The organism is Mycolicibacterium monacense (genome assembly GCF_010731575.1).
Classification (GTDB): Bacteria; Actinomycetota; Actinomycetes; order Mycobacteriales; family Mycobacteriaceae; genus Mycobacterium; species Mycobacterium monacense.
Genome location: NZ_AP022617.1, coordinates 267453 through 290264, shown reverse-complemented (window position 1 = coordinate 290264; position 22812 = coordinate 267453). Strand labels below are relative to the sequence as shown.

General features: G+C 68.9%; 24 protein-coding genes. 8 read left to right on the top strand and 16 right to left on the bottom strand.

Annotated elements, in window-relative coordinates:
* Positions 1–87: 87 nt before the first annotated feature.
* From G6N49_RS01425 to G6N49_RS01415, 3 genes are read right to left on the bottom strand one after another with little or no spacing between them, the layout of a single operon-like run.
* Entirely contained in the window at positions 88–1230 is a 1143-nt protein-coding gene (locus G6N49_RS01425; RefSeq protein ID WP_011561456.1) for an acyl-CoA dehydrogenase family protein, read from the bottom strand.
* Positions 1231–1261: 31 nt separating this feature from the next.
* Positions 1262–2062, bottom strand: coding sequence for a crotonase/enoyl-CoA hydratase family protein (locus tag G6N49_RS01420; protein WP_179967716.1), 801 nt, complete (start codon positions 2060–2062; stop codon positions 1262–1264).
* Entirely contained in the window at positions 2059–3216 is a 1158-nt protein-coding gene (locus tag G6N49_RS01415) for a thiolase family protein (RefSeq protein ID WP_011856664.1), read from the bottom strand. Before G6N49_RS01415 ends, G6N49_RS01420 begins: the two co-directional genes overlap by 4 nt.
* A 181-nt stretch (positions 3217–3397) precedes the next feature.
* Between G6N49_RS01415 and G6N49_RS01410 the strand changes: the two genes are divergently transcribed.
* The gene (locus tag G6N49_RS01410) at positions 3398–4183 is read left to right on the top strand and encodes a FadR/GntR family transcriptional regulator (protein ID WP_011561459.1); all 786 of its coding nucleotides are present in this window, start codon (positions 3398–3400) and stop codon (positions 4181–4183) included.
* A 29-nt stretch (positions 4184–4212) separates the two neighbouring features.
* On the opposite strand, the gene G6N49_RS01405 is transcribed toward G6N49_RS01410, so the two are convergent.
* Genes G6N49_RS01405 through G6N49_RS01395 form a run of 3 tightly spaced genes read right to left on the bottom strand, consistent with a single transcriptional unit; the run spans position 4213 to position 7881 of the window.
* Positions 4213–5991, bottom strand: a complete 1779-nt coding sequence (locus G6N49_RS01405; protein WP_083045211.1) for a DUF3556 domain-containing protein — start codon at positions 5989–5991, stop codon at positions 4213–4215.
* Between the two features lie 45 nt (positions 5992–6036).
* Positions 6037–6558 (bottom strand): DoxX family protein, encoded by a 522-nt coding sequence (locus tag G6N49_RS01400; protein WP_011856666.1) that lies wholly within the window; start codon positions 6556–6558, stop codon positions 6037–6039.
* A 60-nt stretch (positions 6559–6618) separates the two neighbouring features.
* Positions 6619–7881 carry a WS/DGAT domain-containing protein gene (locus G6N49_RS01395; protein WP_083045212.1) on the bottom strand — a complete coding sequence of 421 codons (1263 nt, stop codon included), beginning with the start codon at positions 7879–7881 and terminating at the stop codon, positions 6619–6621.
* A 25-nt stretch (positions 7882–7906) separates the two neighbouring features.
* Between G6N49_RS01395 and G6N49_RS01390 the strand changes: the two genes are divergently transcribed.
* Positions 7907–8710, top strand: coding sequence for an SDR family NAD(P)-dependent oxidoreductase (locus G6N49_RS01390; protein WP_083045213.1), 804 nt, complete (start codon positions 7907–7909; stop codon positions 8708–8710).
* Here G6N49_RS01390 and G6N49_RS01385 read toward each other — a convergent pair.
* From G6N49_RS01385 to G6N49_RS01370, 4 genes are all read right to left on the bottom strand, one after another.
* Positions 8707–9609: an alpha/beta fold hydrolase gene (locus G6N49_RS01385; protein WP_011561464.1), complete on the bottom strand. Its 903-nt coding sequence runs from the start codon at positions 9607–9609 to the stop codon at positions 8707–8709. The genes G6N49_RS01390 and G6N49_RS01385 overlap by 4 nt on opposite strands.
* Positions 9609–10229 (bottom strand): hypothetical protein, encoded by a 621-nt coding sequence (locus tag G6N49_RS01380; protein WP_064915687.1) that lies wholly within the window; start codon positions 10227–10229, stop codon positions 9609–9611. Before G6N49_RS01380 ends, G6N49_RS01385 begins: the two co-directional genes overlap by 1 nt.
* On the bottom strand, positions 10226–10867 hold the full coding sequence (locus tag G6N49_RS01375) for an Rv1363c family protein (RefSeq protein ID WP_083045214.1): 642 nt from the start codon (positions 10865–10867) through the stop codon (positions 10226–10228). The genes G6N49_RS01380 and G6N49_RS01375 overlap by 4 nt, the downstream gene beginning before the upstream one ends.
* A gap of 111 nt (positions 10868–10978) precedes the next feature.
* Positions 10979–11452: a VOC family protein gene (locus G6N49_RS01370; protein ID WP_083045215.1), complete on the bottom strand. Its 474-nt coding sequence runs from the start codon at positions 11450–11452 to the stop codon at positions 10979–10981.
* 89 nt (positions 11453–11541) lie between these two features.
* On the opposite strand from G6N49_RS01370, the gene G6N49_RS01365 reads away from it, so the two are divergent.
* From G6N49_RS01365 to G6N49_RS01355, 3 genes are read left to right on the top strand one after another with little or no spacing between them, the layout of a single operon-like run.
* Complete coding sequence (locus G6N49_RS01365; protein ID WP_406540095.1) at positions 11542–12408, top strand: alpha/beta fold hydrolase; 867 nt, start codon at positions 11542–11544, stop codon at positions 12406–12408.
* Complete coding sequence (locus tag G6N49_RS01360; protein WP_083045216.1) at positions 12405–15350, top strand: aminotransferase; 2946 nt, start codon at positions 12405–12407, stop codon at positions 15348–15350. Before G6N49_RS01365 ends, G6N49_RS01360 begins: the two co-directional genes overlap by 4 nt.
* Positions 15351–15354: 4 nt before the next feature.
* Complete coding sequence (locus tag G6N49_RS01355; protein WP_083045217.1) at positions 15355–16170, top strand: adenylate/guanylate cyclase domain-containing protein; 816 nt, start codon at positions 15355–15357, stop codon at positions 16168–16170.
* Here G6N49_RS01355 and G6N49_RS29150 read toward each other — a convergent pair.
* The gene (locus tag G6N49_RS29150; RefSeq protein ID WP_085975423.1) at positions 16137–16298 is read right to left on the bottom strand and encodes a hypothetical protein; all 162 of its coding nucleotides are present in this window, start codon (positions 16296–16298) and stop codon (positions 16137–16139) included. The two genes, G6N49_RS01355 and G6N49_RS29150, sit on opposite strands and share 34 nt — an antisense overlap.
* A 41-nt stretch (positions 16299–16339) precedes the next feature.
* Here G6N49_RS29150 and G6N49_RS01350 point away from each other — a divergent pair, with 41 nt between their 5' ends.
* Entirely contained in the window at positions 16340–17014 is a 675-nt protein-coding gene (locus G6N49_RS01350) for a hypothetical protein (protein ID WP_011561471.1), read from the top strand.
* On the opposite strand, the gene G6N49_RS01345 is transcribed toward G6N49_RS01350, so the two are convergent.
* From G6N49_RS01345 to G6N49_RS01330, 4 genes are all read right to left on the bottom strand, one after another.
* Positions 17011–17187, bottom strand: a complete 177-nt coding sequence (locus tag G6N49_RS01345) for a hypothetical protein (RefSeq protein WP_163647385.1) — start codon at positions 17185–17187, stop codon at positions 17011–17013. The genes G6N49_RS01350 and G6N49_RS01345 overlap by 4 nt on opposite strands.
* A 67-nt stretch (positions 17188–17254) precedes the next feature.
* A complete protein-coding gene (locus tag G6N49_RS01340; protein ID WP_083045218.1) occupies positions 17255–18472 on the bottom strand; it encodes a serine hydrolase domain-containing protein in 1218 nt (405 codons plus the stop codon).
* 56 nt (positions 18473–18528) lie between these two features.
* Positions 18529–19380, bottom strand: a complete 852-nt coding sequence (locus G6N49_RS01335) for an ester cyclase (protein ID WP_235679476.1) — start codon at positions 19378–19380, stop codon at positions 18529–18531.
* Positions 19381–19414: 34 nt separating this feature from the next.
* On the bottom strand, positions 19415–19756 hold the full coding sequence (locus G6N49_RS01330; protein ID WP_235679475.1) for a DUF1801 domain-containing protein: 342 nt from the start codon (positions 19754–19756) through the stop codon (positions 19415–19417).
* A gap of 94 nt (positions 19757–19850) precedes the next feature.
* Between G6N49_RS01330 and G6N49_RS01325 the strand changes: the two genes are divergently transcribed.
* Complete coding sequence (locus G6N49_RS01325; RefSeq protein ID WP_011561475.1) at positions 19851–20558, top strand: ArsR/SmtB family transcription factor; 708 nt, start codon at positions 19851–19853, stop codon at positions 20556–20558.
* The gene (locus G6N49_RS01320; protein WP_011856676.1) at positions 20555–21814 is read left to right on the top strand and encodes an MFS transporter; all 1260 of its coding nucleotides are present in this window, start codon (positions 20555–20557) and stop codon (positions 21812–21814) included. The genes G6N49_RS01325 and G6N49_RS01320 overlap by 4 nt, the downstream gene beginning before the upstream one ends.
* A gap of 45 nt (positions 21815–21859) precedes the next feature.
* Here the strand turns inward: G6N49_RS01320 and G6N49_RS01315 are convergent, their stop codons facing one another.
* Positions 21860–22606 (bottom strand): class I SAM-dependent methyltransferase, encoded by a 747-nt coding sequence (locus G6N49_RS01315; RefSeq protein WP_083045221.1) that lies wholly within the window; start codon positions 22604–22606, stop codon positions 21860–21862.
* Positions 22607–22812: the final 206 nt, after the last annotated feature.

Genomic DNA, 22812 nt, shown 5'->3' with positions numbered 1-22812 from the left:
CAGCAGTCCCCCGCAAGCGGGAGGCGCCCCGTACAGAATCGCCCCTTTTCCGAGGAAAAGGGGCGATTCTGTGTCTGCTGGGCGGAGTCAGACGCCCAGGTCGCGGCCGATGATCTCCTTCATGATCTCGGTGGTGCCACCGAAGATCGTCTGGATGCGGCCGTCGACGTAGGCGCGTGCCACGCGGTACTCCAGCATGTAGCCGTAGCCGCCGTGCAGCTGCACGCAGTTGTCGACGATCTTCTTGGCGGTCTCGGTCGCCCACCACTTGGCCTTGGCCGCCTCGACGGCGGTCAGCTCACCGTCGACCACGCCCTGCAGGCAGCGGTCGATGTAGTTCTCGGTGACGTCCAGCTCGGTTTCCATCTCGGCGAGCAGGAAACGGTTGTGCTGGAAGCTGCCGATCGGCTGACCGAAGGCCTTGCGGTCCTTGCAGTACTGCAGCGTCTCGTCGAACACCGCGCGGGCACCGGCGATCGCCGAGATGGCGATCGACAGCCGCTCCGAAGGCAGGTTGGTCATCAGGTGGTAGAAGCCGCGACCTTCCTTGCCGAGCAGGTTGGCGTTGGGCACCCGGACGTTCTCGAAGTGCAGCTCGGAGGTGTCCTGGCTGTGCAGGCCCATCTTGTCGAGCTTGCGGCCCCGGGTGAAGCCCTCCATGCCGCGCTCCACCACGAACAGGGTGAAGCCCTTGTGGCCGGCTTCCGGATCGGTGCGCGCAACCACGACGCACAGGTCGCAGTTGATGCCCGAGGAGATGAACGTCTTGGACCCGTTGATGATCCAATCGTCACCGTCGCGCACCGCCGAGGTGCGGATGCCCGCCAGGTCGCTGCCGGCGCCGGGCTCGGTCATCGCGATCGCGATGATCAGCTCGCCGCTGGTGATGCCGGGCATCCAGCGCTGCTTCTGCTCGTCGTTGGTCAGCTCGTTGAAGTACGGGGCGACGACGTCGTTGTGCAGGCTCAGCGCCGGACCGTGCACACCGGCCTTGGCGATCTCCTCGTCGATGATCGCGTTGAACCGGAAGTCATCCGAGCCACCGCCGCCGAACTCCTCGGGCATGTTGAAGCCGATGAGCCCGTACTTGCCGGCCGCGGTGTACGCGGACCGGTCGACCAGACGCTCGGTCTCCCACTTCTCCGAGTTGGGCACGAGCTCACGCTCGATGTAATCCTTGACGGTCTGGCGGAAGGCTTCGTGCTCCGCTTCGTAGATCGTTCGCTTCATCTTCTGTTCCTAACGTCTTGTCGTACTTGGCTTACTTCGCCTTCCAGACCGGCTCGCGCTTCTGCGCGAATGCCAGCGGTCCTTCCATGGCGTCCTCGGTCTTCAGCAGCGTCGAGAACTCGCTGAACGTCTGCTTCCAGAACGGCTCGTCGCTGCCGACCACACCGTCGACGGCGCCATAGGACACCCGCTTGCTGGCCTGCACGGCCAGCGGCGCGTTGCAGGTGATCCGCTCGGCGAGTTTGAGCGCGGCGTCCACCACGGTGCCGTCGGGCACCACATCGTTGATCAGACCCCAGCGCAGCGCATCGGCCGCACTGATCGGCTCACCGGTGTAGATCAGCTCGAGCGCGACCTTGCGAGGGAGCTGCTCGACGATGCGGAATACGCCGCCGGCACCGGCGATCAGGCCCCGTTTCACCTCGGGCAGACCGAATTTCGCACGTTCCTCGGCCACCACCAGATCGCTGGCCAGCGCGAGTTCGGTGCCGCCGCCCAGTGCTGTGCCGTTGACCGCGGCGATCGTCGGCTTGTCGATGAAGTGCCGCACGTACCCGGCGAAGCCCCACTCCGAATGCTCGGGGTGGAACAGGTTCTCACCGCGTGAGATCGCCTTGAGATCGGCTCCGGCACAGAAGGACTTGTCTCCGGCGCCGGTCAGGATGACGGCCCGGATCTCCGGATCCTCCTGCGCGGCCTGCAGGGCGTCGCCCACGCCGATGGACACCGACGCGTTGACGGCGTGGCGGGCCTCGGGGCGGTTGATCGTGATGATCAGCACGTTCCCCCGGCGCTCGGTGAGAGCGCCGGGGGCGGTTGCCGTTTCGGTCACAGCAGTTCGAGGATGGTCGCGTTGGCCTGGCCGCCGCCCTCGCACATCGTCTGCAGGCCGTACTGAATGTTGTTGTCGCGCATGTGGTACAGCAGCGTCGTCAGGATTCGCGCACCGGAGCCACCGAGCGGGTGGCCGAGCGCGATCGCGCCTCCGTTGGGGTTGAGCTTGGACTCGTCGGCCCCGATGTCCTTCAGCCAGGCCATCGGCACCGGCGCGAAGGCCTCGTTGACCTCGAACGCGCCGATCTGGTCGAGGCTCAGACCCGACTTCTTCAGCGCCTTCTGGGTGGCCGGGATCGGCGCGGTCAGCATGATGACCGGGTCGGCGCCGGCGAGCACCGCGGTGTGCACCTTGGCCAATGGCTTGAGGCCGAGGTCCTTGGCCTTCTCCGCCGACATGATCAGCAGCGCGGCCGAACCGTCGGAGATCTGGCTGGAGTTGCCGGCGTGGATCACGCCGTCCTCACGGAACGCGGGCTTGATCTTGGCCATCGACTCGACGGTGCCGCCGCGGCGGATACCGCCGTCCTCGAGCACGACGGTGTCGTTGCCGTCCGCGTCCTTGGTCTCGATGCCGACGATCTGGTCCTTGAAGGCACCGGAATCCTGTGCGGCGGCGGCCTTCTCATGCGAACGCAGGGAGAACTCGTCGAGCTCGGTGCGGCTGAAGCCCCACTGCTCGGCGATCATCTCGGCGCCGACGCCCTGGTTCGGGGTCTGGCTGTAGCGGGCCTTGAACGACTCGCCGTACGGGTTTCCGCCGTTGGCCAGCGAGGAACCCATCGGGGTCCGCGACATCGACTCGACGCCGCCGGCGACGACCACGTCGTAGTGACCCGCCACCACGCCGGCGACGGCGAAGTGCAGCGACTGCTGGCTGGAACCGCACTGGCGGTCCACGGTCACACCGGGGACGGTCTCGGGCCAGCCTGCGGACAGCACCGCGGTGCGGGCGATGTCGAGCGCCTGCTCACCGGCCTGCATGACGCAGCCCCAGATGACATCGTCGACCAGCGCGGGGTCCACCCCGGCGCGCTCCACCAGGCCGTTGAGCACCTGAGCGGACAGTTCGGCCGGGTGCACCCCCGACAGACCGCCGTTGCGCTTGCCGACGGGCGACCGTACAGCCTCGACGATGACGGCTTCAGCCATGACACTTCTCCTTCGAAGTCGGATACCGCTCCACACACTTGGACACGACGGTAGAGGACAAGGTTTACTAGGTCAACCTACTGGTTGGTGGGGTCAGCCTCCGGCTGTGGACCCCCCTCAGATGGTTTACTGAGTTGTACAGCTGGCCGTCGGCCGGCGTGGCGCGGACCCGGGAGATCAGGTGGCTCGAACGACACCGCTGGCCCCCATGATCGGGGCGAGCCCTTCGACGACCGCTGTCCGCTCCCCCAAGACCGCGGAACTGGTCGCCGGCACCCTGCGCCGCATGGTGGTCGACGGCAAGCTCAAAGAGGGCGACTTCCTGCCCAACGAAGCCGAGCTGATGGCCCACTTCGGCGTCAGCAGGCCGACACTGCGCGAGGCCGTGCGGGTCCTCGAATCCGAGCGCCTCGTCGAGGTGCGCCGCGGTTCGCGCACCGGCGCCCGCGTGCGGGTGCCCGGTCCGGAGATCGTCGCCCGCCCGGCGGGTCTGCTGCTGGAACTGTCCGGCGCGACGATCGCCGACGTGATGACCGCCCGCTCCGGCATCGAGCCGATGGCGGTGCGGCTGCTCACCGAATCCGGCGACACCGCCGCCTTCGACGAACTCGAGCAGACCCTCGACGAACAGGTCGCGCACAGCTGGCAGTCGGGCCGGCTCGCCGAGACGACCGGCGACTTCCACCGCCGCATGGTCGAACTCTCGGGCAACGCCACGCTGACCATCATGGCGGGCATGCTGCACGAGATCACGGTGCGCCACACCGCGTTCGCGATGAAGGAGAGCAATCCGCCGTCGAAGGCCGACTACGAGAAGCTGATGCGCTCCTACCGCCGGCTGCTGCAGTTGATGCGGTCCGGGGACGGCGCCGCGGCCGAGGCGCACTGGCGTAAACACCTCGACACCGCACGCGCACTGCTGCTTCAGGGCCTGGAGGATGTCAAGGTCCGCGACGTCATGGGCTAGCGGCTCGCCGAAACTGCTGGGAGATCACGTCATTGCGCCGATTCGCGATCTGACCGCAGTCTCGGCGCATCGTCGCCGTCCCGCCGCCACGTCACGTGCACCGGGATGTCGTCGGTCCACGGCTGTCCGGTCACCATGTCGGACACGTTCACGTAGCCGCGCTCGAATTCGCCGGGGGCGGCGTCGACCAACCGGTACTCCTGTCGCTGCCGGTGAATGGGTTGCGCGTCGAGGAGGATGACACGCACCTCACCCGGTTCGAACTGACAGCGCCGCTGCATCGCCGCGATCAACTGCTCGTTGTGCATGTGGCCGTCGCCGAAGTTCCAGCCGACGGCGGTGCTGCACAACCGTTCACCCTCGGTGATGACGTAGTCGTCCTCGTTGCGGCCGGCGAGCGCGTTGTGCACCAGCGTCAACAACGCCTTGCCGTGAGAGTTGAAGCCGCGGAACGCATATCCCTTGTACAGATAGATCATCGCCTGTTCCGGGCTGCCGTAGACCTTCTCGAGCTGGGAGGCGGGCATGCTCGCGATCGCCACGAGTCCGCGCTCGATCTTCTCGTTCGCCGACGGTTTGATGCACCACCACGTGGTGTCCCAGTTGCCGGCGTAGTACCGCATACCGGGCAGGAAGGAGATCTTGCGCGGGAACAGGTTTCCGAGCGCCACGGTGAGCGCCAGAACGGCGAACAGCACCACCGGCAGCGGTGTGCTCAGCTCGGCCAGACCGAGATCGGCGTGGCCGACGAAGAGCGTGATGACGCAGAACATCATGAAGACGTTCCACTCCAGTGGGACCCCCATCGGGATCGCCGACAGGATGCCGAAGTGGAAGACCAACATGACGAAGGCGGCGATCGCCGTCGGCCAGCCGCCATGGGAGAACAGCAGCACCAAAGGCACCAACATCTCGATCGCGGTGCTGAAGTGGGCGATGACCCTCGAGACCCGGCCCGGTCGCAGGTCGTCGGGGAACTTCTCGAAGAACCTGCGCTTGAGCGACTTCGTCCGGATCAGCGGATTGTTCGACATCATCGTCGAGATCACGAACGGAAAGTGCTTGTTGAGCTTCGAGGTCGCCGCACCCATCCAGATCGCGACGCAGACGAGTTTCGCCGCCAGGAGCATGTCGACGCCGTAGCCGACGAAGAGGAAAGCCACGGTGAACGAGCCGTAGACCTCGCCGCGGGCGGCCAGGAAGATCACCTTGTCGCGCAGGCCGAGCACCGCCAGCAGTCCCAGGATGGTCCAGATCTGCCACAGCGGCAGGACGCCGATCTCGGTGCCGAGCGCCGGCACCGGACCCGTGCCGTCGGAGAACAGCGCGACCAACAGCACCACGAGCAGCGCCCCGTACAACGCGGCATCGAAGGGCGTGCGGGTGTCGCCCTTCGTCAAGGGCACCCGGTCAGGCCAGGGCGGCAGGCGGATGGTGCCCGGGCGCAGCCAGTACAGGATCGATCCCATCGGCGGGAAGAACCGGTTGTTGAGCGGTCCGAATCCACAGCCGAGGCCGACCACCTCGAACAACATCGTGTACAGCACGACCTTCTGGAACACGATCGGTTCGGTCCACCACTGCGCCACGTCGGTGAAACCGTCGACACCGTGGGTCGCCAGTGCGAACAGCCAGCCGCCGAGGATGTAGAGCAGGATCTTCACCACGTAGAACAGGTGCATCACCACGGGGGTGCCGAACCCGACCTCGGCCCAGTGCCGGGCCATCGGCCGGATCTTCTCCGAGCGCGTGCCCTTGCTCCACTCGGCGAAGTCGACGACGGGCATGTCGGGCTTGAGAAATCCCATGCCCAAAGACTAGAACGCGTTCTAGTTCCGGGGGAAGGGTTGGCGTCAGGCGCCGGTCTTGGCCGGCGGGCGGTAGAAGATCGCCAGCTGGCCGATGCCACCGCCGAGGCCGAGGACCAGCGCGATCACCAGACCCCACCAGCCCTGCACCAGATCCCATACGCCGGTGCCGTGGAACAGGGCGTAGTCCAGGCTGAGCTTGCCCGGGCCGATCGCGGGGATGGCGACGGCCGCGGCGGCGAGGACGAGGTTGTACTCCCAGCCCTCCTTGACGATGAAGAAGCCGTTGGCACGGTGCACGGTCCACGCGGCGACCAGCATCAACGCCACGAATCCGGCGGCAGGCACCGGGGTCAGCAGGCCGACGGCCAGGCCGATGCCCGCGGCCATCTCCGTGGTGGCGGCGACGCGGGCGTGGAACATGCCCGGCTTCATACCGATGCTGTCGAACCAGCCGGCGGTGCCGGGGATCCGGCCGCCGCCGAAGAACTTGTTGTAGCCGTGGGCGGCCATGGTCAGGCCCAGCACCACTCGCAGGATCAGAACGCCGACATCGTAGGCAGTCATGCAACAGAATCTAGGCCATCTGTTAAGTCGGCGCCCACCCCCCTGTGCCTATTCGGGTGCCTATTCGGGCCGGTCCAGCGCGGCCGCCAGCCGGTCGACGTAGGCGTCGATGTCGCCGACGGCCGACTCGGCGGCGTGCACGCTGACCGCGACGGTGTCACCGATTCCGTGCACGCCGTGGGTCAGGCCCTGCATCGGCGACAACGACGGACAGCCGGTCGTCAGCACCACCGGCGCCCCGCCGAAGTGCAGGTCGGCGGCCCCGCGGTGGACACTCGACACGACGGTGTTGCCGATCGCCGTCGGTGAGCGGACCGTCGGGTCGAACGCCGCAACCCCCCACCGCATGAGCGGCGCCGGAACCGCGGCCGACGCCAGGGTGGCCGCCCGCATCGCGGGGTGGGCGGCCCGCTGTCTGCGTCGCGCCAGTTCCGCGGCGATGCGGGAACTGCGTTCGGCGTGCGGCAGATCCGGGTGCAACCCGACCCCGACGTTGCCGAAGTGGTTGTGCGCCCGTCGCGGACCCGGACTCGCCATCGGCACCTCGGCGCCGAGCGTGGACGGATCGTCGCCGAGTTCGCGCAGATGGTCGGCCAGGGCACGCGAGACGGCGGCCAGAACCGACACGGTGACGGTGCCTGTCGGCAGGTCGGCGCGACGGCGCACCACGGTGCGCAGGTCCCGGGCGCCGTCCGGGCGGGCGTTGCTGCGTAAGGCGGGACGCGAACCTGCCTGCGCCGCAACGGTTCCGGCTGTCACGTCGCGCATCAGCTGCCGGTGTGCGCGCGCCGCGCTGACCGCGCGCAACGGCAGCGTCGCCGACTCCCACGGCGCCACCGTCACCGCGTCGACCGGCGCAGGCCTGCCGAACAGCCACGCCGCCAACGCCGCGGACCGCAGCCCGTCGGCGAGCGCATGCGACACCTGCACCACCGCCACGGTGCCCGCACCCTCGACGCCGGGTATCGCCCGCACGGGGCTGAAGACATGCAGCCGCCAGGCGGCCGTCCGCGCGTCGAGTTGGTCGCCGGTCAGCGCCGTGACCGCGGCCAGACACTCCGACCAGTCGTCGGCCGCATGCGTGCGCACCTGGGCGTCGTCGACACCGCCGTCGACCCACTCCGGATACCTCAGCCGACCCCGGTCGCGCACCCGCAGCCGCAGTTCTCCGCAGGACGGGGCCCGCTCGAGGATCGCGGCGATGGTGCCCGGCAGGTCTCCGGGTAGCCCGGCGAAGCCGTAGACCAGGAACTGGTCGTCAGGCATCTTGGCCGACATCCACAGGTTCTGGGCGTCGACCGCCGCGAGCCGGCGCGCCGTCATAGCGTCCGAGGTTAAGCTTCGCCGCATGCTTCCGGCCAGCAGCAGCACCGGGGTGGCGCTCGTCACCGGCGCCTCGTCGGGGATCGGCGAGCAGATCGCCCGCGAATTAGCAAGGCGCGGATACGGTTTGGCGCTGGTCGCCCGTCGCGGCGATCAGTTGCGGGCGCTGGCCGACGACCTCGGCCCGCACGCCCACGCGCTGCCCACCGACCTGTCGCGCCCCGATGAGCGCGCCGCGCTGCCCGCCCGGATCGCCGCACTCGGCGCCGAGGTCGACATCCTGGTCAACAACGCGGGTATGGCGAACCTCGGCCGCGTCGCCGCATCCGATCCCGCCGCCGAGCTGACGCTGGTGGAACTCGACGTCGCGGCGGTGGTCGACCTGTGCAGCCGCTTCGTTCCCGGCATGGTCGCGCGCGGCCGCGGCGCGGTGCTCAACGTCGCCTCGGTCGGCGCGTTCGGCCCGGTGCCGGGGCAGGCCACCTACGGTGCGGCCAAGGCGTTCGTGCTGTCCTACACCCACGCGTTGCGTGAGGAGTTGCGCGGTACCGGCGTCTCGGCGGCGACCCTGTGTCCCGGACCGGTCCGTACCGGATTCGGCGAGCAGGCGGGTATCCCCGACGACGAGGCGGAGAAGATGTTGCCGAAGTTCCTGTGGGAGCGCCCGGACACGGTCGCGAAAGTGGGACTCGACGGGCTGGCCGCGGGCCGGGCGGTCATCGTGCCCGGCACACCGAACCGGGTCGCCGCGGCGCTCAACCACCTCACGCCGCGGCGCCTGCTGCTGCCGATGCTGGGCCGCGCCCACCCCGGGATGAAGCGCTCCTAGCGGGCGGTCCCGATGAAGTCGACGATGTGGCGGCCGACCACGTCGGGCTGTTCGAGCGCCAGGAAGTGCCCGGCGTGCTCGACGACCGCGACCGCACTCCCCTCGGGCAGCACCCGTTGCACCCAGGGGGTGAAATTCGCTGTGGCGCAGCCGTCGTCGTGGCCGTGCAGGTACAGCGTCGGCAACACCGGCGCCGACAGCCAGTGCCGGTGCAGTTCGGCGTATTGCGCCGGTGGCCGCGAGTTGCGGACGGTGGCGCGGTAGTAGCCCAGCGCGGCCCGCCACCGCCGGCGCACCCCGATGGCGGCGTCGACGTGTCGCAGGTCCTCGGCGGCGTGGTAGCCGGGCGACCACTGCCGCCACAGCCAGGGCACCACCCATGACGCGGACCGGTCCGGCAGCCAGGGCAGCTGGAAGTAGAAGATGTACCAGCTGCGCAGCATCTGCCGGGGCAGCTCGGCGGCCAGCCGCCACCTGTCCGGTACGCGGCCGAGCGGACGGAACGCCGCGGCCGGCGGCACCGACATGATGACCGCCCGTTCGAAGGGGCTGTCGGGCATCGCGGCCAGACCGGTGCCGGCGATCGCACCCCAGTCGTGTCCGATGATGACGTCGCGACCCGTCGGCCCCGCCGCGGCGAGCACGCGCAGGGCGTCGTCCATCAACGCCCCGACGTGATAGCTGCGGTCGGACGGGACGGACGACGGCACGTATCCACGCATGAACGGCGCCACCACCCGCCATCCGGCAGCGGCGAGCGCGGGGGCGAGTTTGCGCCATCCGTAGGCGGTGTCGGGGAAGCCGTGCAGGCACAGCGCGACCGGACCGTCCTCCGGACCCCAGACCAGCGCCCGCAGCTGCCCGGCCGGGGTCGCCACATCCAACCAGCGCGGCGTCATCAGATCGGCTGGAACTCGGACACGCGCCACTGGTCGCCGACCTTGTCGAGGGTGACCCGGACGCTGGAGGCCGTATTGGTCGGGGGTTCCGAGCCGACGGTGACCGTCTGGTTGACGAACAGCAGCACCACCGCGTGATCGGGCTCCGCGCTGACCGACGCGGCCGCGGGGACGTCGGTGACGGCCGAGATCTGTCGCTCCTTGGCACCCGGTACGACGACGGTGTCGATCAGCGAACTGTAGGTGTCGCGGAAGGTTCCGGTGAGCTGCTCTTTGGCGGCCCCGAGTTGCTGTTCGACGGACTGCGGCTCGTAGGTGAGCATCGAGATCGCGATGCTGCGGGCCGCGGCGACCGAATCCTCCCGCGCCTGCTCCGCCGCGTCGGCGGTGTAGTTCCGCCAGAACAGGTACCCGCCGGCGACGGCGAGCACGAGGGCGAGCGCGGGCACGACGCCGTAGGCGAAGACCCGCTCCCACGGGATCGAGCGGCGCGTGGCGACCGCCGGGGCAGCCGCGGGCTCGTCGGCCGTCGACGACTCGGCAGTGGGTTCCTCGACGGCGGTCGCCTCGGGTTCGAACTGCTCGACCGTCGTCTGCTCCTCTTTCGGGGTGTCGGTCACTGCACGAACTCCACCTGTGAGACCTTCGCGCGGTCGTCGACCCGCTGCACGGTGAGCCGCATCCGCCACGCGCGCGGGGGCTGCTCCGGCGCGCCGGCGTTCGACGACTTCACCGTCACCGCCACCAGCACCTCCGCCGTGTCGCCGGAGACCGACTCCAGCCCGGCTTCGCCGAGGGTGCCCACCGACTTGGACTTCGCCTCCTTGACCACCTGCAGGAACGGTTCGGCCCGCTTCTGGAAGTCGTCGTAGAAGGTGCCGGTCGCCACGTCGAGTACGCGCTGCACGTCGGCGTCGGCCCTCTCCCAGTCGATGGTGGTCAGGTTCTGTGCGGCCTGGCGGCCCACCTCGAGGAACAGGTTGCGCTCCTTGGTGTCCTGGTCCGACCGGTAGGCCTGGTAGCCGAACCAGCCGGTCACCGCGGCCAGGACCACGACGAGCGCCAGCCCCGCGAGGAGCGCCTTCCGCACCGGCGAGCGGTCGGCCGGGCCGGCCTCACCGGTCTCATTAGCCTCATCGGCCTCAGAGGTCTCGGGGTTCTCGGGGTTTTCGGGGTTCTCGACGTCGACCGCGGTCTCGTCGTCGACGGTCACGGTCGGTTCGCCGTCGGGGGCGGGGGCGGGGGCATCGTCTGCCATGTCTGCTCCTCTGCGGCACCCGGGATCACCTCATCCCGGCCTTCCGCCAAACGTTACGTGGCGGGCCGCAGGCGTCAGTCGGCGACGTACCGCACCGCTGAGGCCACCCGATCACATGGCGACGACGGCCTCCTCCAGTTCGGCGATGATGATCTTGCGCATTCCGAGCATCGCCTTCGACGCGGCCGCCGCGCGCACCGGATCGGGGTCGTCGAGCAGTTCGGTGAGGCGGTCGGGCACGATCTGCCAGCTGACTCCGAAACGGTCCTTGAGCCAGCCGCACATCGACTCCTCGCCGCCGTCGACCAGCCGGTCCCAGTAGTAGTCGACCTCCTCCTGGTCCTTGCAGGCCACGGTGAACGACACCGCCTCGGTGAACGGGAACTGCGGTCCGCCGTTGATGCCGATGAACCGGGTGCCGTCGAGGACGAACGTCGCCGACACCACCTCACCGGTCGGCCCCGGACAGGCCTCGGTGAAACGGCTGAGGCTCTCCACCGTGGAGTTGGGGAAGATCGACGTGTAGAAGGCGACGGCCTCCTCCAGGTCGTCGTCGAACCAGAGCGACGGGGTTATCTGGGGCATCGGAGTTCTCCTTGCTCGTGGACTACTGCGATAACGACCGCCTGCGGTGGGCGAACTCATCGCGATCGGCCCGATCGGCCGCGAGTAACGTGACGCCCGTGTCCGTGAGTACCGCAGAGACCGTGTCGTTCCGGGGTGCAGAAGGGCTCACCCTGGTGGGCGACGAATGGAACCGCGGCGCGGAGTCGGCCGCCGACCGGCCCACCGTGCTGATGCTCCACGGCGGCGGCCAGAACCGCTTCTCGTGGAAGAACACCGGGCAGATCCTGGCCGACGCGGGGTTGCACGTCGTGGCGCTGGACAGCCGCGGCCACGGCGACAGCGACCGGTCCCCGGAGGCCAACTACTCGGTGGAGATGCTGTGCGCGGACACGTGCGAGGTACTCGACCAGATCGGGCGGCCCGTGGCCCTGATCGGCGCCAGCATGGGCGGGCTGACCGGCATCCTGGTCGCCCGGGAGGCGGGGCCGCAGCGGGTCACCCAGTTGGTGCTCGTCGACGTGGTGCCACGCTTCGAGAAGGACGGCAGCGCCCGCATCCGTGACTTCATGTTCAACCACGTGCACGGTTTCGACACCCTGGAGCAGGCCGCCGATGCGGTGGCCGCCTATCTGCCCCACCGAACCCGGCCGAAGAGCCACGAGGGCCTCAAGAAGAACCTGCGCCATCGCGACGGGCGGTGGTACTGGCACTGGGATCCGGCGTTCCTGACCAAACCCGGTGACGACCCGTTCGTCCGGGCCGACAAACTCGAACAGGCCGCGGTCGAGTTGACCATTCCGATCCTGCTGATCCGTGGCAAGCTCTCCGACGTGGTCAGTTCCGAAGGCGTGCAGGAGTTCCTGCGCAAGGTCCCCGGTGCCGAGTTCGTCGAGCTGTCCGATGCCGGCCACACCGCGGCCGGTGACGACAACGACGCGTTCACCGAAGCCGTCGTCGGTTTCGTCAGCCGGTGACCGCAGGACGTCGCACCGCCGGGTTCGACTTCCTCGAACAGCCGGCGCTTCCCGCCCCACGGGTCAGCGAAGCCGAAGCGCAGGGCATTCTCGCCACCCACTACGGCATCGAGGGCGATGCCGTCTCCCTGGGCAGTCAGCAGGACAAGAACTTCCTGGTGCGCCGCACCGGCACCGGTGAGGTCGCGGGCGTACTGAAGGTGGCCAACCCCGCGTTCACCGCCGTCGAACTCGCGGCGCAGGACGCAGCGGCGACGCTGATCGCCGAGGCCGAACCGGGCCTGCGGATCGCGGTGCCGCTGCCCAACGCCGACGGCGCGGAGGTGACGACGGTCGACGGGCTGTTGGTCCGGTTGCTGCGGTACCTGCCCGGCGGCACGCTGATCGACGCCGATCACCTCGGTCCGGCCGCGGTCGCGGGGCTCGGCGAGGTGGCGGCGCGCGTCAGCCGGGCGCTGACGGGCTTCGAACACGCGGGTCTCGACCGGGTGCTGCAGTGGGATCTGCGCTACGGCGCCGACGTCGTCGCCGCCCTGATCGGCCACGTCGCCGATCCGGTGCAGCGCGAGCGGCTCTCGACCGCCACCCGCGACGCCGCGGAGCGCATCGGCCGCGTCGCCGACGCACTCCCCCGCCAGGCGGTGCACCTCGACATCACCGACGCGAACGTCGTCGTGTCGCGGGCGGCCGACGGCACCCGCCGACCCGACGGGGTGATCGACTTCGGCGATCTCACCGACACCTGGGCGGTGTCGGAGTTGGCGATCGCCGCCTCGTCGGTGCTGGGGCACAGCGGCACCGAACCGGTCTCGATCCTGCCTGCGGTGCGCGCGTTCCACGGCATCCGGCCGCTGACGGTCGAGGAGATCGACGCACTGTGGCCGATGGTGGTGCTGCGGACGGCGGTGCTCATCGTCAGCGGAGCCCAGCAGGCCGAACTCGACCCGGACAACGCCTACGTCACCGACCAGTCCGACGGCGAGTGGCGGATGTTCGAACAGGCGACGTCGGTCCCGATCGACGTGATGACCGCGGTGATCCGGGCCGATCTCGGATTCGCCGCACCACCCGCCGATGTCACGGCCACCGTGCCGATGATCGCCGGTGTGACCGCCGAAGACGTTGTCACACTTGATCTCTCACCGACATCCGACGCCTACGACTTCGCGTTCACACCAGGGGGCTGGCTGCCGCCGGACGTCGACGACCGGCTCGCCCGACGCGCCGTGGGTGACGGTGCGGCCGTGGTCGTCACACGATTCGGCGAGCCGCGACTCGGTCTGGCGCCCGCGCTGAGCCAACGCAGCGGCGACGTCGTGCCGACCGGTGTCCGGCTCTGGCCGGCGCAACCGCTGACCCTGGTGGCGCCGTGGGACGGTGAGGTCGGCAGCGACGGCGCAGGCGACACGGTGACGGTCCGCGGCGACGCCCACGAGGTCACGCTGACCGGTGTGCGCCCCGTGGGCGGCGCTTCCGCGGTGCGGGCCGGTGACCCGATCGCGCAGGCCGACGCCGCGCAGTGGGCGGACGTCGCGGTGCGCCCGGTCGGCGGGGTGACGGCCCCACCGCTGGTGCGTCCCGAGGTGGCGACGGGCTGGTTGGCGCAGGCGCGCGATCCGCGCCCGGTGCTCGGCCTGCCGCCGGACGCCGTCACCTCCCCCGCCGCCGACCTGGTCGAGCGGCGTGACCGCAGCTTCGCGCCGGTGCAGGAGCACTACTACCGCAGGCCGCCGCAGATCGAGCGCGGCTGGCGGCACTATTTGATGTCGACGGCGGGGCGCTGCTACCTCGACATGGTCAACAACGTGACCGTGCTCGGGCACGCCCACCCCCGGGTGGCCGACACCGCGGCCCGCCAACTGCGCAAGCTCAACACGAATTCGCGGTTCAACTACGCCGCGGTCGTCGAGTACAGCGAGCGGCTCGCCGCCGAACTGCCCGATCCCCTGGACACCGTGTTCCTGGTCAATTCCGGTTCGGAGGCAAGCGATCTGGCGATCCGGCTGGCGCTGGCCGCCACCGGCCGCCGCGACGTCGTCGCGATGCGCGAGGCGTACCACGGCTGGACCTACGGTACGGATGCGGTGTCGACGTCGACCGCCGACAACCCCAATGCGCTGGCCACCCGGCCGGACTGGGTGCACACCGTCGAATCGCCGAACAGCTTCCGCGGCAAGTACCGCGGGGCGGAGGTGGGCCGCTACGCGACCGAGGCCGTCGCGCAGATCGAACGACTCGTCGCCGACGGTCGCGCCCCGGCCGGGTTCATCTGCGAGTCGGTGTACGGCAACGCCGGCGGGATGGCGCTGCCCGACGGCTATCTGCAGCAGGTGTACGCGGCGGTGCGCGGCGCCGGCGGGCTGGCCATCGCCGACGAGGTCCAGGTCGGTTACGGCCGTCTCGGACACTGGTTCTGGGGGTTCGAGCAGCAGGGCGTGGTGCCCGACATCGTCTCGATGGCGAAGTCGACGGGCAACGGCTATCCGCTCGGCGCGGTGATCACCAGCCGTGAGGTGGCCGAGGCGTTCCGCTCCCAGGGATACTTCTTCTCCTCGACCGGCGGCAGCCCGCTGTCGTGTGCGATCGGCCTGACCGTGCTCGACGTACTGCGCGCAGAAGACCTGCAGGGCAACGCCGTCCGGGTGGGCGGACACCTCAAGGCGCGGTTGGAGGCGCTGGCCGACAGGCATCCGATCATCGGCACCGTGCACGGGGTCGGCCTGTATCTCGGTGTCGAGATGGTCCGCGACCGGCAGACGCTGGAACCGGCGACCGAGGAGACCGCGGCAATCTGCGAGCGGATGCTCGAACTCGGCGTCGTCATCCAGCCGACGGGCGACCACTCGAACATCCTCAAGACCAAACCGCCGTTGTGCATCGACACCGAATCCGCCGACTTCTACGTCGATGCGCTGGACCGGGTGCTGACCGAGGGGTGGTAGTCACGTGACCGGACCCGAGATCGCCGCCGTGGTGCTCGCCGTCGTCGCGGTGGCCGAGGCGGTCGGCCTCGTCACGCTGTGGGTGCTGTTCACCCGCGCCCGCGGTGAGGCCGACGAACTGCGCGCCCGCGTCGACACGAGGAACATGCTGCTCAGTGGTGGACGGGAAGCGGTCAAACATGTGTGGCAGACGGCGAACCTGGTGCGGGAGAAGGGTTTCGGCGGCGCGATCACGTCATCGATCGAGGATCTCGCCGACTGGTTCGAGGTGGAGCGCCCCGACCTCGCGCGGCTGGCGCCCCACGGCCGGGTGGCGATCCTGTTCTCCGACATCGAGGATTCGACGGCGCTGAACAACCGGATCGGTGACCGGGCGTGGGCACGGCTGATCGGCCGTCACGCCCGCTCGGTGCAGCGCCACGTCAGGGAGCACGACGGGCATGTGGTGAAGAGCCAGGGCGACGGTTTCATGGTGGCGTTCGCCTCACCCGAGAACGCGGTGCGCTGCGCGATCGCGCTGCAGCATTCGCTGCGGCGGCGGCCCAACGGGATTCGGGTGCGCATCGGGATCCACACCGGTAAGTCGGTGCGGCGCGGGGAGGACCTGTTCGGCCGTAACGTCGCGCTCGCGGCGCGGGTGGCCGCCGAGGCCGACGGCGGCGAGATCCTGGTCAGCGAGGCGGTGCGCGATGCGGTCGCCGGCGCGGACGGGGTGTCGATCGGCGACGGCCGGGAGGTGTCGCTCAAGGGCTTCTCCGGCAAGCACCACCTGTACGTGGTGAGCGCTCAGCGCGGCGGTTCGGATTCGTCGAGCCGCTGATGCAGCCGCGCCCGGATGTCGTCGGGCGTATACGCCCGGCGCCGGCGCTGATCGCGCGCCACGAGGGCGCCGCCGGCGACGACACCGGCGACACCGGCCAGCCCGACCCACTTCCAGATGCTGCGCATGCCATGAGTGTGCCTAAGCTGCGCTGGTGAACGCGAACTCCGTGTCGCTGGCCCGGGCGCTCGACGACACCCGCACCGGGGACATCTGGCTGTTCCGCGGGGCGTCGGGACCCGACCGGGCGATCCAGGCGATGACGAATGCGCCGGTCAACCACGTCGGCATGACCGTCGCCGTCGACGATCTGCCGCCGCTGATCTGGCACGCCGAACTGGGCGACAAGCTGCTCGACCTGTGGACGGGCACCCATCACCGCGGTGTGCAGCTCAACGATGCCCGCGAGGCCGTCGAGCGGTGGATGCAGACGTACGGGCAGCGGTGCTGGCTGCGGCAGCTGACGCCGGATGTGACCCGCGCACAGGAGGACCGGATGCTGCGGGTGATCGCCCGCATGGACGGCACGCCGTTTCCCAGCACGGCGCGGCTGACCGGACGCTGGCTGCGCGGACGCCTGCCCGTGGTCAGCGACTTCACCCGCGGAATCCCCTACGTGCACCGCAGGGTCCGCGAATCGGCCGAACGCGCCAAGGCCCGCAAGCGCACGGCGCTGCAGACGGCGTACTGCGCGGAGACGGTGGCGATCACCTTCGAGGAGATGGGCCTGCTGTCCACCGAGAAGCACGACAACTGGTTCGATCCGGGCTCCTTCTGGAGCGGTGACGCGCTGCCGCTGGCCGACCCGTACCGCCTCGGCCCGGAGATCGCGGTCGTCGGCTAACGGCGCCGCCCCGCGAGCAGCAGCGGGAATCGCACCACGGCGAGAAGCTGATTCATCCGGCGCCGACGGGCGCGCACCTTGAGCATGACCCGCACCCCGATACCCAGCGCGGCGACCACCACGACGATCCACAGAGTCGCCGCCACCAGATAGATCATCTCGACCACCGCCACCCCAACGAGCGTTCACGGTCCCCGTCGCGGTCAGGTCACAGGTGCGACACACGTCGGCGGCTGATGTTCATCCCAGCGACAACCCGGCGTAGATCTGCTCGAGCATCGGGGCCAGCATCGCCTGGGCGGTGGTCCGGCCGTCCGGCGACAGCGTGAGGTTCGTCCAGATCACCAGGGTCACGTCGTTGTCCGGGTCGTAACCCATGAACGAGTTGAAACCGGGCAGTTCCCCGCCGTGGTAGTACATCGCGGCGTTCGGGCCGAACCGCTGATAGGAGATCCCGTACCCGTACTGCTGACCGTCGGGGGCGGCCGGGTCCTCGGGGCGCAGGCTGGCCTTCCACTGGCGGTGGTGGTCGGCGTCGAAGACCTTCCCGGTGACGAGCGCCTTCATCCAGGTGGCCAGATCGTCGGCCGTCGAGATCGCGCCACCCGCGGCGGTCGCGTACGAGGAGTTCTGGTTGGTGTAGTCGACGGGCTGCAGTGTCCCGGCGCGGGCGGCGGCCTGCATGTCGGCGGGATACGGCTCGTCGGCCAGGGCGTAGAAGCTTCCGCCGTACATGTAGCCGTGCGAGTAGGGCGTGGGCATGGTGGTGTCGTCGGCGGCGGGCAGGGACGTCTGGGTCAGGCCGACGGGGCCGAACAACCGGTCGCGGAACTGCCGGGCCAGCGGTTGGCCGCCGGCCTTCTCGGCGATCAGGCCGAGGAGCGCGTAGTTGGTGTTGCTGTACTCGTAGGCGGAGTCGGGCGCGAACTGTGGCGGATGCCGGAAGGCGATGGCCAGCACTTCCGCCGGCGTCCAAGGCTTTTGGGGGTCGGCGTCCATGGCGGCCGACAGCGCCTCGTCGCCCGTGTAGCCGTAGAGACCGCTGCGCATGGTGAGAAGCTGTGCGACGGTGATGTTCTCGCCGTTCGGCACGTCCGGGACCCAGTCGGTGACGGGGTCGTCGAATCGGACCTTGCCGTCCTGGGCGAGCAGCACGATCAGCGCCGCCGTCATGGTCTTGGTGTTGGAGGCGATGCGGAAGTGGGTGTCGGCGGACGGCGGATCCTGCGCGCCGAGTTCGGTGGTGCCGGCCGCGGCGGTGAAACGGCCCTGCGGGGTGTGCACGAGCACAAGAGCGCCGGGCACCGTCAGTTCGCGCGCGAGTCCGTCGACGACCTGCTGGAGCTCCTGCGGGTCGATCGTGCGCAGTGCCTGCGGTTCCGGGGAGGAGCAGCCGGCGAGCAGGAGGGCCGTCACCAGCGCCGCAAGGCTCAGCAGGTGCCGGGTACCCCTCTTCATCACGCCACCGCCTCGGTGATGGACCCCCTCAGCCGGACCTTAACCCCGGCGCGCGCTCACCGTCGGGTTTCCACACAGGCGGCGAGGTTGGCGAGCGAGGAGTCCATCCCCTCCGCATGGTCCTCCGCCGAAATGCCGGGCGGGACACCGTCGGCACGGAAGTCGACCCGGGTTCCCGCGTCGACGGCGGTCACCGACCAGGTCATGGTCATCGTTCCCGCGAAGCGCGGATCGTCGGATTCGAAGGCGACCTCCTGGACGACGCGCTCGTCGGGAGCGATGTCGAGGAAGCGGGCCTCCACGACATCGGAGTCCGCGCCCGACTTGCCGCCCGCCTCGGGCGCCTCGAGATAGGTCAACCGCAGGCGGTACGACCCGCCGGCGCGGCCGTCGAAACGCTCGAACTCGCCGCGCATGCCGCGTGGCGGCAGCCATTCGAGGAGCGCGTCGGGGTCGACCAGCGCGCTGAAGACCCGGGTGAGCGGCGCCGCGATGATCCGGGAGGCGCGGTCCGTGCGCCGGGAGACCTGTTCGCGGACGTTCTCTATGTCGATGAGGGACCAGACATCGGCGATCCGCCGGTCGGTGAACCGGTAGAAAACGTGCTCCGCGAACGCGATTCGCGCACCGGTCGGCTCGAAACCGAGGAACTCCTGTTGCGGGGTGCACTCGAAGAAGAGCCGGCAGGCCACGATGCGAGCGTCGGCCAGCAGGATCTCGGGGACGTACCGCAGGTCGGGTATCGCGCGGGTGTCGGCTTCGAGCATCGAGCGGTAACCGCTGAGCCCCACAAGTTCTCCGTTGTAGGAGACGTCGTCGGCCACGAACTGCCCGAGGTCGTCCCACCGGCGCTCATTCAGGCAGGCCAGGTAGGCGCGGTAGACGTCACGCAGGTCGCCGCCGTTCATTCGGTCCATACTGCAGGGCGGCTACACCCGATTGCTATCTCCGGTTGACCCTGACCGCCTCTTGGATCAGCGCCTTGAACGCGTCCGGGTCCAACTCGTCGTCTTCACGAAGGTCGATGAAGCGCCCGACGGGCGCCTGAAGACTCGCGTTGAACAAATTGTCCGGGTCACTGATGGACGATCCCTTGGCGAAGTTCACCTTGACCTTGCCCTTGTACATCTCCAGTGTGCAGATCAGACCATCCAGCGAGAACGCAGGCACTCCGTCGGGATTCGACGGCTTGCGCCACTTGATCTCCTCGACCACGTCGGGCTCGGCCTGCTTGATCAGCGACCGAATCTCATCGACCCGGTCGATGCGCCAATCTCCAGTCACAGCCCCGAATATACGACCGCGTCTCGCGCACGACGTCACCAATCTTCACGCCCGCTCGTCGCATCATCCCTTATTCAAGTATTACATTGAATAGGTGAACAGCACCACGACGGCTCCGAAGCGCGCCTTCAAGGACCGGCTCTACACGGAATTCGCCCGGATCGGTAAGGCCGTGTCCAGCCCGCACCGACTCGAACTCCTGGAAGTCCTCGCACAGGGCGAACGCACCGTCGAGTCGCTCGCCGGTGAGACGGGGCTGTCGGTCGCCAACACCTCGCGTCACCTCCAACAACTCCGGCAGGCCCAGCTCGTCATGACCCGTCGGGAGGGCCTCTTCGTCCATTACCGCGTCGCGGGCCCGGAGGTGGTGGCGCTGATCGTGGCCCTGCGCCACACGGCAGAACAGCACCTGGCCGAGGTGGACCGCGTCGTGCACGACTTCTTCGGTGACCGCGACGGGTTCGAACCCGTGACGCCCGATGAACTGTCGCGGCGCATGAGCAGCGGAGACGTCGTGTTGCTCGATGTGCGACCGGAACAGGAATACGTCTCGGGGCACATCGCCGGCGCCAGGTCCATGCCGGTCGCCGACATCGCTGCCCGCATCGACGAACTGCCCGGCGACGGCGAGTACGTCGCCTACTGCCGCGGCCCCTACTGCGTGTACGCCGACGATGCGGTCGCAGTGCTGCGGGCCCATGGCCGGAAGGCCACCCGCCTGTCCGAGGGCTACCCCGAGTGGTGGCTGTCGGGGCGTCCCGTGCAGACCGGCGTCTCGACCGATCACCAGAGTGTCCCGTGAGCACCGCGGGCGAACCCCGACTCGGATTGCGCGCCAACCTCGCTCAGTTCTCGCTGCTGGTCGCGGTCAACGCCCTGGTCGGCGGAATGGTCGGCCAGGAGCAGACCGTGCTCCCCCTGCTGGCCGAACAGCAGTTCCATCTCCAGGGCTACACGTTCCTGCTGACCTACGTTTTCGCCTTCGGGGTCACCAAGGCGGCCACCAACTATTTCGCCGGTACCTGGTCGGACCGGTTCGGGCGGAAACCGGTACTGCTGGTGGGCTGGCTGCTCGCCATTCCGGTACCGCTGCTGCTCATCTGGGCACCGTCGTGGACCTGGGTGATCGTCGCCAACGTCCTGCTGGGCATCAATCAGGGCATGACGTGGTCGACCACGGTGATCATGAAGATCGACCTCGTGGGACCCCGACAACGCGGCCTCGCGATGGGGTTCAACGAGGCCGCCGGCTACGTCGCGGTGGCCCTGACTGCGCTGCTGGCCGGACACCTCGCCGCCCGGTTCGGACTGCGGCCGGCGCCGTTCCTGCTCGGCTTGTCCTACGCGCTCATCGCCGTCGGACTCACTGCGGTGTTCGTGCGGGAGACGCGTGGCCACGCGGAGCTCGAAGCGACCACCCACGGCGACAGCAAGGCCGATGCCGCACTGACCAACCGGCAGATCTTCGTCCGCACCAGCTTCACCGAACCCGCCCTGTCGTCGGCCAGTCAGTCCGGCCTGGTGAACAACCTCAACTTCGGCCTGTCGTGGGGACTGTTCCCGATCCTGTTCGCCACCACCGGAATGCCCGTGGACCGCATCGGGATCCTAGTGGCCGCATATCCGGCCGTGTGGGGTATCGGGCAGTTGGCGACCGGTGCGTTGTCCGACCGGTGGGGCCGCAAGCACCTGATCACCGCGGGGATGTTCACCCAGGCCGGTGGGCTGGCGATGATCGCGACCGGCGACACGTTCCTGTGGTGGCTTGCCGCGGCGTCGCTGCTGGGCGCGGGCACCGCCATGGTGTATCCGACGCTGCTGGCCGCGGTCGGCGACGTCGCCCATCCACGGTGGCGCGCCCGCGCAGTCGGCATCTACCGACTGTGGAGAGACAGCGGATACGCCGCCGGGGCTGTCGTCGGTGGCGTCACCGCCGATCTGTGGGGTCTGCGTGCGGCGGTCTGGGCGGCCGCCGCCATCACCGTGGCCTCCGGCCTGATGGTCGCCGCCCGGATGTACGAAACCCACACGGAGAGAGCGTCGTCGGGCACGGGATGATCCCGCACAAAGCTAGACGTTGAAGCAGAAGTCCGAACGTCGCCGTCACACAGTCCCGCGGGCGGCCCACGCGTTGGCGGTAACCCTGAACGGCCCACTACCCAGGCGGTCGCGAGCCACGGATTCGAGCACCGCGCGACGCTCGTCATCGAGTCGCTGGACGTAATCGCCGGCAGGACCCACTCCGAACGTGTAGGGCTCCCACCACTCCTCGAATGTCGGGTGCACGACCTCGGCCGCAATCGAAGCTTCGTCCACATTGCGCAGGCCGGCCGCTTCGAAAAGCTCAGTCAGGTGCCCCATGTGCGCGCCCGAAAGCAGCGCCTCGTCCTCAGCTTCGGGATCGATCACGTGAACCGCATCCCAGAACGGCGCCAGTGCGCCGGTCGGCCCGTCCCACACGCAGGCTGCAATGACACCGTCACGGCGAGTCACACGCGCCATCTGTCTGATGGCGACCACCGGATCCGTCATGAAATGGACCACCAATTGCGCGAGGGCAGCGTCGAAAGCGCCGGTGTCGTACGGCAATTCCTCCGCCGTACCGAGACGCACGTCAATGTCCGGGAAGCGTGTACGAATCGCGTCGATGAACGGTGGTGATGGATCGATTGCTGCGACCTCGGCTCCGACCGACAACAGATGAGCCGTCAACGCGCCTGGCCCGGAGCCGACGTCGAGCACACTGTCGTCCGCGCCGACCCCGGCGAACGCCACGAAGACCTCCGCGAGAGGCTCGGCGTATCGGCCCATGAAACGGGCATAAGCCTCGGGCGAAACAACAAAACTCACCGCAGAATTTTACGACGACGGCCCCGTCACGCGGCCAAATCGGCTTGGCAAGGTCCACCACGTCACCGTTGGTTGATGAGGTTCCGTCGGGGTCTCGGAACAACAGCGCACGGTTCCCCCATACAGCGGAGACTCCGGTAACCGTCTCATGAAAGTCGACGAGTCGATTCACGTCGGCCGTGATGACGCGGGTTGAGGCGAACTTC

Bases quoted from the DNA above. Each gene is read 5' to 3' on its own strand.
- G6N49_RS01340 (WP_083045218.1), bottom strand. From the start codon at position 18,472: ATGAAGAGGGGTACCCGGCACCTGCTGAGCCTTGCGGCGCTGGTGACG.
- G6N49_RS01370 (WP_083045215.1), bottom strand. From the start codon at position 11,452: ATGCCCCAGATAACCCCGTCGCTCTGGTTCGACGACGACCTGGAGGAG.
- G6N49_RS01390 (WP_083045213.1), top strand. From the start codon at position 7,907: ATGCTTCCGGCCAGCAGCAGCACCGGGGTGGCGCTCGTCACCGGCGCC.
- G6N49_RS01405 (WP_083045211.1), bottom strand. From the start codon at position 5,991: ATGGGATTTCTCAAGCCCGACATGCCCGTCGTCGACTTCGCCGAGTGG.
- G6N49_RS29150 (WP_085975423.1), bottom strand. From the start codon at position 16,298: ATGCGCAGCATCTGGAAGTGGGTCGGGCTGGCCGGTGTCGCCGGTGTC.
- G6N49_RS01425 (WP_011561456.1), bottom strand. From the start codon at position 1,230: ATGAAGCGAACGATCTACGAAGCGGAGCACGAAGCCTTCCGCCAGACC.
- G6N49_RS01385 (WP_011561464.1), bottom strand. From the start codon at position 9,609: ATGACGCCGCGCTGGTTGGATGTGGCGACCCCGGCCGGGCAGCTGCGG.
- G6N49_RS01335 (WP_235679476.1), bottom strand. From the start codon at position 19,380: ATGAACGGCGGCGACCTGCGTGACGTCTACCGCGCCTACCTGGCCTGC.
- G6N49_RS01400 (WP_011856666.1), bottom strand. From the start codon at position 6,558: ATGACTGCCTACGATGTCGGCGTTCTGATCCTGCGAGTGGTGCTGGGC.
- G6N49_RS01395 (WP_083045212.1), bottom strand. From the start codon at position 7,881: ATGACGGCGCGCCGGCTCGCGGCGGTCGACGCCCAGAACCTGTGGATG.
- G6N49_RS01415 (WP_011856664.1), bottom strand. From the start codon at position 3,216: ATGGCTGAAGCCGTCATCGTCGAGGCTGTACGGTCGCCCGTCGGCAAG.
- G6N49_RS01375 (WP_083045214.1), bottom strand. From the start codon at position 10,867: ATGGCAGACGATGCCCCCGCCCCCGCCCCCGACGGCGAACCGACCGTG.